This is a genomic window from Roseiflexus sp. RS-1, assembly GCF_000016665.1.
GTDB lineage: Bacteria > Chloroflexota > Chloroflexia > Chloroflexales > Roseiflexaceae > Roseiflexus.
In genome coordinates, this window is record NC_009523.1 from 3,863,931 (window position 1) to 3,876,239 (window position 12,309).

8 protein-coding genes and 1 other RNA gene are annotated in these 12,309 nt (G+C 61.1%); 5 read left to right on the forward strand and 4 right to left on the reverse strand.

The genetic code is table 11. From position 1 onward, the window contains the following. Positions 1-3: 3 nt before the first annotated feature. A non-coding RNA gene (gene ssrS / locus ROSERS_RS25150) (6S RNA) lies at positions 4-176 on the forward strand. Between the two features lie 21 nt (positions 177-197). Continuing rightward, on the forward strand, positions 198-1,145 hold the full coding sequence (holA, locus tag ROSERS_RS15815; protein ID WP_011957782.1) for a DNA polymerase III subunit delta: 948 nt from the start codon (positions 198-200) through the stop codon (positions 1,143-1,145). Positions 1,146-1,151: 6 nt separating this feature from the next. Here holA and rpsT read toward each other — a convergent pair whose 3' ends face one another. Further along, on the reverse strand, positions 1,152-1,424 hold the full coding sequence (rpsT, locus tag ROSERS_RS15820) for a 30S ribosomal protein S20 (protein WP_011957783.1): 273 nt from the start codon (positions 1,422-1,424) through the stop codon (positions 1,152-1,154). A 198-nt stretch (positions 1,425-1,622) separates the two neighbouring features. On the opposite strand from rpsT, the gene murJ reads away from it, so the two are divergent. Beyond that, positions 1,623-3,254 carry a murein biosynthesis integral membrane protein MurJ gene (gene murJ, locus ROSERS_RS15825; RefSeq protein ID WP_011957784.1) on the forward strand — a complete coding sequence of 544 codons (1,632 nt, stop codon included), beginning with the start codon at positions 1,623-1,625 and terminating at the stop codon, positions 3,252-3,254. A 1,007-nt stretch (positions 3,255-4,261) separates the two neighbouring features. Here the strand turns inward: murJ and asd are convergent. Genes asd through thrC form a run of 3 tightly spaced genes read right to left on the reverse strand, consistent with a single transcriptional unit; the run spans position 4,262 to position 7,804 of the window. Next, the gene (gene asd, locus ROSERS_RS15830) at positions 4,262-5,320 is read right to left on the reverse strand and encodes an aspartate-semialdehyde dehydrogenase (protein WP_011957785.1); all 1,059 of its coding nucleotides are present in this window, start codon (positions 5,318-5,320) and stop codon (positions 4,262-4,264) included. 22 nt (positions 5,321-5,342) lie between these two features. Further along, the gene (locus tag ROSERS_RS15835) at positions 5,343-6,746 is read right to left on the reverse strand and encodes an aspartate kinase (protein WP_011957786.1); all 1,404 of its coding nucleotides are present in this window, start codon (positions 6,744-6,746) and stop codon (positions 5,343-5,345) included. 17 nt (positions 6,747-6,763) lie between these two features. Continuing rightward, the gene (gene thrC / locus ROSERS_RS15840; RefSeq protein WP_011957787.1) at positions 6,764-7,804 is read right to left on the reverse strand and encodes a threonine synthase; all 1,041 of its coding nucleotides are present in this window, start codon (positions 7,802-7,804) and stop codon (positions 6,764-6,766) included. Between the two features lie 363 nt (positions 7,805-8,167). Here thrC and ROSERS_RS15845 point away from each other — a divergent pair, with 363 nt between their 5' ends. Next, complete coding sequence (locus ROSERS_RS15845; RefSeq protein WP_011957788.1) at positions 8,168-10,081, forward strand: hypothetical protein; 1,914 nt, start codon at positions 8,168-8,170, stop codon at positions 10,079-10,081. A gap of 75 nt (positions 10,082-10,156) precedes the next feature. After that, positions 10,157-11,959 carry a M61 family metallopeptidase gene (locus ROSERS_RS15850; RefSeq protein WP_011957789.1) on the forward strand — a complete coding sequence of 601 codons (1,803 nt, stop codon included), beginning with the start codon at positions 10,157-10,159 and terminating at the stop codon, positions 11,957-11,959. Positions 11,960-12,309 lie beyond the last annotated feature (350 nt).

Consider the following 12,309-nt stretch of genomic DNA (forward strand, 5'->3'; position numbering starts at 1 on the left):
AGCGCAACCCTACCCCGGTCGGGGGCGGTGTGTTGTTTCGAGCCAACACAGTTTCGAAGGGAGTCGTGCTCCGACAGCATGGGCTATGCGGCGGGCCGCAGATACCCACGGGCCGGCACCCACCTGCCTTGTGCAGGTTCGAAACCTATCCGCTTCACGCCGGCGGTGGGGTTTTCTCCTGTCTCAGGTTCTGCGCGATGCTGTATCTCATCTACGGTCCAGACGAATATGCGCGCAGTGAGGCGCTGGCAGCACTGAAGGCGCGTGTGCCCGCCGACGTCGCCGATCTGAATATGACCACGCTCGATGGACGGCGAACAACGCTCGATGACCTGGTGACCGCCTGCGAAGCGATGCCGTTCCTCGCCGACCGGCGGTTGGTGATCGTCTATGACCTGCTGAAGCATCAAAAAGCCGGAAAGGAGCGTGATGAATTGCGTGCGTACCTGGAGCGTGTGCCGGATTTCTGCGACCTGGTCTTCATAGAAAGCGAGGATGTGGATCGACGCAGCGCGCTCTTCACCTTCCTGAAGAAACACGCCAGTGTCCACGAGTGCCTGCCGCGCGAAGGCGCTGCACTGCTGACCTGGTTGCATGAACGCGCGCAGTCGCTCGACGTTTCGCTCGACAGAGACGCAGCGCAACGCTTGACCCTGCTGGCAGGCAATGACGGGCGATTACTGGTCAACGAACTTGCCAAACTGGCAAGTTTTGTCGGGCGTGGCGGGCGCATCACCGTCCGCGAGGTCGATCTGCTGGTTGCCGATATGCAGGAGCAGAACCTGTTCGCCTTTATCGACGACCTGAGCGCCCGCCGCCGCAGCGCAGCGCTCAGCAGTCTGCGCCGCCTGTTCGACGATGGTCAGGCAGCGCAGTACATTCTGTTCATGATGGCGCGGCAGGTACGCATCCTGCTGGGAGTCAAAGATCTTGTTGCACAGCGCATGCGTCCTGATGACATTGCGGCGCAGTTGGGGCAGAAGCCGTTTGTCGTGCGGAAAGCGATCGAGCAGGTGCGCGGATTCAGTGATGCCGATCTGCGTCAGTTGCACCGGCGCCTGCTCGAACTTGACCACGCATCAAAGACTGGACGCGCAGAGATTGAAGCTGGACTGGAATTGATCGTTGCTGACATGTGCTCCTGAAACGCTTCAGGATGGGGATGCAGCGGTCGCTTTGGCGAATTTCTTCGCCAGGCGCGACTTGCGGCGCGCGGCGTTGTTCTTATGGATGATCCCCTTGACCGCAGCACGGTCCAGCAGGCTCATCGCTTCGCGCACCAGTTCTGCATTGGGCGTGCCTGCGAAGATCGCACGTTCCGCCTTCTTGATCGCCGTCTTGACCCGCGAGCGGTACATCTTGTTGCGCAACGCGCGGCGCGCATTCGCCCGGATGCGCTTTTCAGCAGACTTTGTGTTTGCCAAGACTCGAACTCTCCTCGATACTGTAAACGCTGCTCATAATGAGAGCGGCTGCCGGTGCGCCGCTCATGCTGGGGTGTGATTATACCAGGAAGCGACAATCTGCGCAAATAACCTTTCCTGTTTCTCAGTTCTCAGTTCTTGGTTCTTAGTTCTCAGTTCTTAGTTCTTAGTTCTCAGTTCTTGGTTCTTGGTTCTCCCGTGAAACATCCACGCGCACTTCTGAACACCATCATCGTTGCGACCGGGTACCTGGCGAGCCGGGTGCTTGGTCTGGCACGCGATGTGCTGATCTCGAATCAGTTCGGCACCAGCGCCGAACTGGCTGCATTTCGCGCTTCGTTCGGCATTCTCGACCTGATCTACCTGGTGGTTGCCGGGGGCGCGTTAGGATCGGCGTTCATCCCGGTCTTTTCGGCGGCGCTGGAGCAACGCCGCGACGCCTGGCGCCTGGCGTCCGCAGTGCTGAACCTGACATTGCTGGCGCTGGTTGCGGCATGCACTGCGGTGTGGATATGTGCCGCACCGCTGGTGGCATTGACCGTCGGACGCGGACTGGATGAGGCAGAGCGCGCGCTCACCGTAGACGTGCTGCGCCTGATGTTGATCCAGCCGTTCCTGCTCGGCGTCGGCGGTCTCGCCAAAGCGACGCTCGAATCGTTCAATCGCTTTGCGTTACCCGCCATCGGATCGAACCTGTACAACCTGGGGATTATTGGCGGCGCGCTGCTTGGACCATGGTTCGGCATCTATGGTCTGGTGTGGGGGGTGAATATCGGCGCGGCGCTTTTTCTGCTGGTGCAACTGCCGGGGTTGCGCGCCGTCGGAGCAACGTATCGGATCGGACGGCAACCTTCCGACGCTCACCCCACACGCCTTCCATTCCTGTCGTTCTTCCACGCTGAAGGAGTCGGACAGGTGCTGCGACTGCTCGGACCGCGCATTTTCGGGCAGTCCGCCTGGCAGATCAACATAATTGCAATCGTCAGCCTGGCATCGACGCTCGGTAGCGCAGCACTGGCGGCTAACGCCTATGCGCTCCAATTAATGATGTTGCCGCACGGATTGATCGCATTGAGCCTGGCAACGGTCCTCTTTCCCGACATGGCGCGTCAGTATGCCGCAGGCGACCGGGCGACGCTGCGGGCGACGGCGCTCGGCGGAGTGCGCGCCGTGCTCTTCCTGGCGCTTCCCGCATCGGCGATCCTTGGCGTCCTGGCGCTCCCTGTACTACGCGCACTCTATCAGCGCGGCGCTTTCGACGACACATCGGCAGCATTGACAGCTGAGGCGCTGGCGATGTATGCCCTGGGACTTGCCGGGTTCGCCGCTGCCGAAATCGTGGTGCGCGCCTTTTTTGCGATGCAGGATACCCGCACACCGGTGATCGTCGGCATTGGAGCGGTGGCGCTCAACATCAGCCTGGGATGGTCGTTTCTGGAGCTGGGGATGGGGCTGGGCGGATTGGGGCTGGCGTTCAGCCTGGCGAACCTGTTTGAAGCCACGCTGCTCCTGGCGCTACTTGGACGACGGTTGGGCGGACTGGAGCACGACTTCTTCCGCGCAACCGGTGCAATGATCCTGGCAACCCTGGCATGCGCGCTCACCCTCGCCCTGTTGCACCGATCCTCATATGCGGTACTACCCTTCGTCGCACCCGGCGACACCTACCGCTGGCCCGGCGATTTCCTTCCAATCCTGGTATGGCTGACAGGCGCAACGGTTCCTGGAGGGCTGGTCTACGCTGGTGTCGCTGCTCTGCTGCGTGTACCGGAACTCGGCGCAACCATCGCACGCGGGCAGCGGATTCTGAGTCGGGTGCGGCTGCGGTAGGCGCCGCCACCCCGCACACTCCGGATCGCAGCACGCCGATCACGACGCAGCCGCAGCGAACACAGGCAGCAGAGTTCCCAATGGGAACATCTACTTGCTATTCCTTACTTCGTACCTGTTCACACCTGGGGTTGTTAACACACGCGCCTGGGAGCAAGGGCGTCCCGCCCTCGCTGCGTCTACGAGGGCAAGATGCCCTCGCTCCCAGGAGAAATGTGAACGCTTGCCTTACTTCACCGCCCACAGGTACGCTGCCGCACGCCGATGGATGCCCTGCCGCGATTCGACGAGAGGGCGCAAACAGGCAACAAGCCTTTCCATCTCATCGAGCGTCAGCACCTGCTGCATGGCTTCTTCAAGGGTCGGAATAATGTGCCTGTTCTGCGCTGCTCAAGGGGAGCGTTCTTGGAAGCGATGCGCAGTTTGCTGCATTCCCGTGCGCTTTTGCCCCTCATCCCCCCAACCCCCTGCTCCCACAAAAGGAGCAGGGGGAGGTTGGGCGTCCTGAAGCCCAAAACGAGAGCAGGAACACAGGCGCCCCCAAAGAACCTGCCCCTGTAAGGCGAGGACGTCCCGCCCTCGCGGGGCGTCAAGGGCGAGATGCCCGCGCTCCCAATGCGGACGAGACGCCCGCGATCCCAGCACGCGGACGAGACGCCCGCGCCCTCAGGCGGTGCAGGGACGCGAACGGCTTCAGCGCGCCAGGAATATGGTCTTTGAGTCATTATTCCGCTGTAGCCCGCGCAGGCGGGCTTCGCCCCACGCCCCCCGCACGCGGGGGGTCGGGGGGTTGAGCCGGGGGCTTATGGTCTTTGAAGAAATAATCCGCCATAGCCCGCGCAGGCGGGCTTCGCCTTGACTAGCCGAGGGGTTCACCCCGACGGCACGCGGTGCATACCGGATTATAGCAGTTCTCACAGAGGTTGAACCTGATAGACAAGGTTGAACACTCGTGGGAACTGCGCGCCCCACACGGTGACCGAAATGAATTTCGGTCTACGCTCCGCTCACGACACAATGCCGCTTGCGACAAGCAACTCAGCGTTGAGGATAGCGCCGCCAGCTGCGCCGCGGATGGTATTGTGCGACAGCGCGACCATGCGCAGGTCCAGCACCGGGCAGGCGCGCACCCGCCCGACGCTGGCGCTCATACCGCGCCCGGCATCACGGTCACGACGGGGTTGGGGACGGTCGCCGACGCGGTGAACGATGAGTGCGCGTTCCGGCGAACTCGGCAGGTGACGCACAATCTCAGGCGGCGTGAATGCTTCCAGCACCGCCAGCGCCTCCTCCGGCGACGGTTTCTGCGCAAACGATGCCGCGATCAGCGCTGTATGTCCATCGATGATCGGAACACGGGTCACCTGTGCGCTGATGGCGATCTGCGTCTCGATAACCTGACCTTCCACAACTCTGCCAAGCAATTTGCGCGGCTCGGACTCAATCTTCGCCTCTTCGCCGCCATCGGCGATGTTCGGGATGATATTGTCGATAATGTCGAGCGACGCTACACCGGGATACCCGGCGCCGGATACCGCCTGGAGCGTGCTGATATGCGCCTTCTGCAAACCGAATGCATCGTGGAGCGGCTTCAACGGCATCACCGCGCTGATCGTCGCACAGTTCGGGTTGGTCACCAGGCATCCCTGCCAGCCGCGTTCGGTGCGTTGACGTTCGATCAGCGCCAGTTGATCGGGATTGACCTCCGGGATGATCAGCGGCACATCGGCGACTGCGCGGTAGGCGGACGCATTCGAGCAGACAGCAGTGCGCGCCGCCCAGAGCGGTTCCGCCTCACGCGCCACATCTGTCGGCAGCGCCGATAGCGCAATTGCAACATCAGCCACCGCCTCAGTTGGCTGAACGATCATCTTTGCTACCCGTTCTGGAATCGGCGTATCGAGTATCCAGCGCACCAATTCGCCGTAGGGACGCCCAATCGTCCGGTCTGAACCGGTCAATACAGCAATCTCGAACCACGGGTGATCCGCCAGGAGTTGCACCATCCGCTGACCAACGGCGCCTGTGGCGCCAAGAATAGCGACTGGTAATCGTTTGTGAATCATACTGTGATCCCTCCGTTACGCTTCATACTCCCGTCAGACGATGCACAGCGCGCACGGCGGCATCGCAGTCCGCCGCAGCGACGACGGTGCTGATTGAACATTCGGATGATCCCTGTGCAATGGCAATCACATTGATATGATTGTCGGCAAGTGCGCCAAAGACGCGCGCCGCAACCCCCGGCGTGTCGCGCATACCTGCGCCGACGGCAGTCACGATTGCGACATCCTCGCGCGCCCAGATGCGGTCAATATCGCGGCGCGCCAGTTCCATCGCCAGGTTATGCTCGAGCGCATAGGTGACCTGAGGAATGGTACTGGACGGCACCACAAAGCAAATACTCTGTTCCGACGATGCCTGTGAAATCATGAGCACGTTCGCGCCAACACTGGCGACAGCGCCGAAGGTGCGTGCCGCAACGCCAGGAACGCCAATCATGCCACGTCCTTCAACAGTGACGAGACTCAGATTACGGATGGCGGTGACGGCTTTCACCGTCTGACCGTTCGACTCAACATCCTGAACCACCAGCGTGCCAGGGTGGTACGGGTTGAACGTATTGCGAACACGCAGTGGAATGCCGCGTTCGACGATCGGGCGAATAGTGCGCGGATGCAGCACCTTCGCGCCGAAATATGCCAGTTCTCCCATCTCAGCATATGAGAGAACCGGTATCACACGGGCATCGGGCGCCAGCCGCGGGTCGGTGGTCATGACCCCATCAACGTCGGTGTAGATATCGACCTCATCGGCGTCGAGCGCAGCGCCGATGATCGCACCGCTGTAATCGCTGCCGCCGCGCCCCAGTGTGGTTGTCACCCCCTGTTCGGTCGCACCAATAAAACCGGTGATGACCGGCACGATGCCTCTGCCGAGCAGCGGCAGGATTCGGGCGCGGGTTCGTTCGCGCGTCACTTCCTGCAACGGGCGCGCATCGCCGAAGTGTGCAGTCGTCACCACGAATTCGGAAGCATCGAGCGCTTCGGCGGGAATGCCACGCGCCCGTAGCGCCGCAGCCACCACCCGCACACTCATACGCTCGCCGAGACTCGAAATCGCATCGATTGCGCGCGGCGACAGTTCACCGAGAACGGCGACGCTGTGACACAGGATGCTGAATTCGTCGATCAGGCGTGCAATCTGATCGTCGATAGCGGTGCGCTCCTGATCGTCGGGCACAAGCTCCGCCAGCGCAGCGGCATGCTTTTCGCGCAGCATCCGATCCAGATCGCGAAATGTGTGCTTATCGCCGGACGCAGCGGTTGTCGCGCCACGGATCAGCATATCGGTCACACCACTCATTGCGGAGACCACCAGCACCACACGCCCCCAGGCAGCACGTTGCGCTTCGGTAATTGCAGCTACTGCCTGGATCGCAGCAGCATCGCCAACCGAGGTTCCGCCAAACTTCATCACCAGCAAAGGCATTGCGAACCCTCCTTGCATCACCAGCCCAACCATCGGAGAATGGCATTCATATCCGCCGGCACCGGCTGAGGCGTCTCGAATTGCTCCACCGCCAGTCCGGGATCTTTCAGTCCATGACCGGTCAGCACCGCCACATAGCATGCATCCGGATCGGCGCGCCCTTCGGCGACCATTTTGCGCAACCCGGCGACGCCGGCTGCCGATGCCGGCTCCGCGAATACCCCTTCCAGGCGCGCCAGGTCGCGCCAGCTCCGCAGGATCTGCTCATCGCTGACGGCGTCGATCGATCCTCCCGACTGATCGCGCGCATCGAGCGCATAACACCAGCTCGCCGGGTTGCCGATCCGGATCGCGGTCGCAACCGTCTCAGGATGTTCCACCGGAGCGCCGTGCACAATCGGCGCTGCGCCCTCCGCCTGAAAGCCGAGCATCTTCGGCAGGCGGTTGATCCTGCCTGCTTCGTAATACCGGCGGAATCCCATCCAGTACGCGGTGATATTCCCCGCATTGCCGACCGGCAGACAGAGCGCATCGGGCGGACCACCCAGCGTATCACAGATCTCGTAGGCTGCCGTCGCCTGCCCTTCGAGGCGGTGCGGATTGACGGAGTTGACCAGCGTCACCGGAAACTGCCGCGCCAGATCGCGCACAATCCGCAGCGCTTCGTCGAAGTTGCCCTCGATCACCAGCAACCGCGCGCCATACATCAGCGCCTGCGCCAGTTTGCCCAGGGCGATCTTTCCGGCAGGCACAACCACAATTGACTCGATGCCGGCATGCGCCGCATATGCCGCCGCGCTCGCCGAGGTATTGCCGGTCGAAGCGCAGATGACCGAGGTAGCGCCGGCTTCGATGGCTTTGGCGACCGCCACCACCATTCCGCGATCTTTGAACGATCCGGTCGGGTTGGCGCCTTCGTACTTCAGGTACAACTCACGCACGCCGATGGAGCGCGCCAGGCGGGGTGCGGCAATCAGCGGCGTATCGCCTTCGCCAAGGCTGAGGCGCGGCGTTTGCCCGGTCAATGGCAGAAATGCGCCATAGCGTTCGAACAGCATGCCTTCCTCCGTCTGTAAATAGAAAAGCCCCCTTCCTGCTCCAGGAGGGGGCGTCCATCGCAATCCGGCTGTCAGCGCCCGGAAACCCTCCCACGACGAACCGACCCGGTCGTGGTCGTCGGGGTCGTTGTCGCGGTTATCGTCGTGCGGGGTGCTGCAAGCATATCAGTTGCCGGTGTCGCAGGTTGTTGACAGGGTTACTATACCCGTGATGGCGCAGACTGTCAAGCGAACCGGAACCGGGAAGCGCGAGCCAGGTGCCGGGAAACGATCCGCCTTTTCAACATTCAACCTTCATCCACGGTCTCCCCTCGCTGTGCTATAATTGCTACCAGAGAACTGCACGACAGGAGCATCCCGACCATGGCGCAGCGCGAACCGACCATCGCCAGCATTCTCATGGAACTGGCTGAGGAATACGACGATGTCGTCGCTGAGCGTGAAATCTACGAACGTGTGTTGCACCGGCGCCCAAGCCAGGCGCGTGATCCTTTCGCCAGCATTCGTGAACGTCTCCGCTTCCAGGCGAGCGAGGTCGGTTGGGTGCGGCTCGGTGAGGGCAAATTGTTGCCCCTGCGCGTCGCACTGACCGGATTGCGATTCCGGGTTGCGCCGGATCCGCACGAAATGGCGACCGGTCTGCTGCTGCGTACACGATTGATCCCGTTCGTTCCGCTCAATCGCACCGACTTCGTGCTGATCGACACCGGTGGATCGCCAATCCGGTTTCAATTTGACGCTATCACCCGGATCGATGATCTGTTCGGTCCGATGGAACAACCGGCGATTAACATCGGTGATTGGATGCAGCAGGAGGGCATGTTCGACGGCGATACGATCCTGGTGACGATTGAGCAGACATCGCCGCTGACGCTCCGTTTTCAACGTGAGCCGTATTCAGCCGTCCTTTCGATTGAGGCGCGCCGTCAGGAGCAGGAACTGCTTGAAGGAATCGTTGCCCGCGTTCTGTCCAGCCGGTCACTCCCGATCAGCGCCGCCGAAGCAGTGCTGCCGGTCTATGCCCGGGCATCGTGGCGCACAACATATGCGGGACGACCCTGGCAGGAACTGGTGATGAGCGACCGTCGGCTGCGCCTGATCAACGGTATGTTCCTCAGCAATCGGACGCATCATTCGCTGGTCGACCTCTTCGACAACCAGGAAAAACACTTCTGGGAAGCGCACGACGCCGAACTGCTGGCAGCAATCGATGCACTGCAACACGACATGCTGGAGAGTCGCCGCGAGGCGGCAGCGCAGGAGATCTGGAATGGGGTTGCGCCGCGTGCGTCAACGGCGCGTGTCGTCTTCGATACACGCACCGGCGAAACAACGGTCGTCCAGCCAGACCCGATCAACGCCCTCCAGGATTATGTCGAGCAGATCGAGGAACGTCTGCGCAATGGCGAGTACGACCAGAGTGAGTGGGACATGATCGACGAGGACGATGCACTCTTCGCGGATGTGGGCATCGATGACGACGAACTGCCCATGATCGATGATCTGCGCGAATTCATCGCCGAACGCCCTGAACTGCTCGCTGCCGCCCGTCGTCTGATGGCAGCGCTCAGCCCCGACGAGATCGAGCGCCTGCGTCACGCCCAGAGCAATGAAGAGATCCAGAACATTCTGGCGGCGCGTTTTCACCGCATGCTCCCCGATCATCCGCACCTGTTCGCAACGCTTGTGCCGTATGTCGCTTCGGATACGACCATCTCCGACTTCAACGGCGGACTGCCCGAACTGGAAGCCATTTCCGATGATGACATATCGCCGCTCGACCAGGAGTGGGACGATGAAAACGATGCCTGGGACGATGAGCTCGATGACCAGCCAACGCCCGGCGATGAGGCGCTGGCTGCCAGCCACGAATTGATGGAGCGCTTCTATGCGTTCCTTCTGGCGCAGGGCAAAAGTGAGGCAACGGCCGCCAGTCGCACCGGCGATCTGTGGATCTACGCCGATTTCCTGGCCAGCTATTATGCACAGACACTCGCCGAAGGCAACTACGCGACGCTCGATGAATGCCTGTTCTTTTTCTACCCTCGTCGCGTTGCCAGCAGCTCGCCACGCGGAGCGCGCGAACTCTGCACGTCCCTGAAGCAGTTCTACGCCTTCCTGCGTGCGGAACGCAACATCGATGATCGCTTCGCGCGCGAGATGTGGCGTCGTCGCGATCAGGCTGCGCGGGTCGTCGATCTCTATGAGCGGATCGATGCCGACTCTCCACAGTTCGAGCGATTGTTCGTGCGCCTGTTCGCCCCATATACCGTCTGAAACCGCCTGAATGCGCGACTACGCACGATGATGTCGCTCCTGTGCCGCCGACATCACAGGAGTGAAGTAGCGCCCATGACAATAATGTATTTCATCTCAATGCTGCGCCCCAACACCCACCTGTACGATGTGGCGCTGGATATCCATCCCATCGAAGAACCAACCCTCGATCTGGCGCTTCCTGCCTGGACGCCAGGATCGTACCTGATCCGCGATTATGCGCGCCATGTACAATCATTCGCCGTCACGGACGATCAGGGCGCGCCATTGCCATGGCGAAAGATCGACAAAACCACCTGGCGTATCGAAAACGGCGCCGCCCGGCGCATCCGGGTCACCTATCAGGTCTATGCGTTCGAGTTGAGCGTCCGCACCAGCCACCTCGACAACACGCATGGCTATTTCAATCCTTCTAATATCTTCATGTATCGCTGCGGTCACGCTCATGAACCATGCCTGGTCCATGTCCAGACCCCTCCTGGATGGCGAATAACGACCGGTCTCGCACCTGCGCCGGAGCAAAACGATGGATGGGTCACATTCCACGCCCACGATTACGACGAACTGGCTGATTCACCGTTCGAGTGTGGCACGCACCGCGTGCTGACGTTTGAGGTGGACGGCATTTCCCACGACATTGCGCTCTGGGGACGCGGCAACGAAGACGAGCAGCGGATACTGACCGATACACGCACCATTGTTGAAACCACACGCGCTATGTTCGGTCGCCTGCCATACCGTCGCTACGTCTTCATCGTCCACCTGGTCGATGGCGGGTATGGCGGTCTGGAGCATCGTAACAGCGTATCGAATATCGTTGATCGCTGGGGATTCCGTCCTGCACGTTCGTACGAAAAGTTCCTGGCGCTCACTGCCCATGAGTTCTTCCACGTCTGGAATGTCAAGCGCATTCGCCCCGCACCGCTGGGACCGTTCGACTACACCCGCGAAAACTATACCCGTCAGTTATGGGTGATGGAGGGCATCACCAGTTACTACGATCACCTGATCCTCCTGCGCGCCGGGTTGATCAGCCGCGAACGCTATCTCGAAACGATCGCTGACGATATCAAACTGTTGCAGAGTCAACCGGGACGCGCGTTGCAGTCGCTCGAACAGAGCAGTTTCGACGCCTGGATCAAGTTCTACCGCCCCGATGAGAATGGACCCAACAGCAGCGTCTCGTACTATCTGAAGGGGAGCCTGGTTGCGCTCCTGCTCGACCTGGAAATCCGACGGCGCACCGGCGGCGCGCGTTCGCTCGACGATGTGATGCGCCACCTCTATGCGGAATATGCGGATGACCACGTGCACGACCTCTACAGCGGCGATCGGGTGAAGCGCCCCGGTTTCGATGACGACGACGGCTTCTGCCGCGCAGTCGAAACCGTCGCTGGCGAGGAAGACGGCGCGTACCGGACATTCCTGGCGCATGCAGTATCCGGCACAGGCGAGCTTGATTATGCACGCGCCTTCGAAACAGTTGGATTGCACCTCGTGTGGGGACATACGCTTGAAAAAGAGAATGATCATCTGCCAGCATGGCACGGGTTGCGTCTCAAGACCGAGCATGGTCGCCTCAAGGTATCGGTCGTCCTGGCGGGCGGACCCGGCGAAGCTGCCGGGATCTACGCTGGCGACGAACTGATTGCTCTCGATGGTGTCCGAATTGACGAAGAGCGCCTCAAGGCGCGGATGGCGGAGCGACAACCAGGACAGACAGTTGTGTTCAGCCTGTTCCGGCGCGACGATCTCCTCCACGTTCCGCTGCAGCTCGCCGAAGCGCCACCCGACACCCTCACGATCGCACCGGTCGAGGCGCCAACCGATGAGCAGACCCGCCAGCTCGAAGCATGGTTGAAGGTGATAGCCTCCTGATGAAGCATGAGTCGCTGTGCTCTGTCAACAAGCAGGGTTCGCAGGCGTCCTGTGAGCCACGCCAGGCGTCCGCGACAGTTCGCCGACATGCATTTCGGCAGGCGTCCTGTAAGCTACACGGGGAGACCGCAACAGTTCGCCGAAATTATGGAGATTGAGCAACTTAAACCCGGTATGCGCCTCTTGCTGTCGGGCTGATGGAGATTGAGCATTAAATCCGGTATGCGCCTCGTGCCGTCGGGTTGAAGCCCTCGGCTATGCAGGGCGAAGCCCGCCTGCGCGGGCTATAGTGGAATAATTACTCAAAGACCATACGCCCTCGGCTATGCAGGGCAAAGCCCGCCTGCGCG

Excerpts from the sequence above, each read along its gene's own strand:
- thrC (WP_011957787.1), bottom strand. The coding sequence starts at position 7,804 with ATGCTGTTCGAACGCTATGGCGCATTTCTGCCATTGACCGGGCAAACG.
- ROSERS_RS15835 (WP_011957786.1), bottom strand. The coding sequence starts at position 6,746 with ATGCCTTTGCTGGTGATGAAGTTTGGCGGAACCTCGGTTGGCGATGCT.
- ROSERS_RS15845 (WP_011957788.1), top strand. The coding sequence starts at position 8,168 with ATGGCGCAGCGCGAACCGACCATCGCCAGCATTCTCATGGAACTGGCT.
- asd (WP_011957785.1), bottom strand. The coding sequence starts at position 5,320 with ATGATTCACAAACGATTACCAGTCGCTATTCTTGGCGCCACAGGCGCC.
- ROSERS_RS15850 (WP_011957789.1), top strand. The coding sequence starts at position 10,157 with ATGACAATAATGTATTTCATCTCAATGCTGCGCCCCAACACCCACCTG.
- holA (WP_011957782.1), top strand. The coding sequence starts at position 198 with ATGCTGTATCTCATCTACGGTCCAGACGAATATGCGCGCAGTGAGGCG.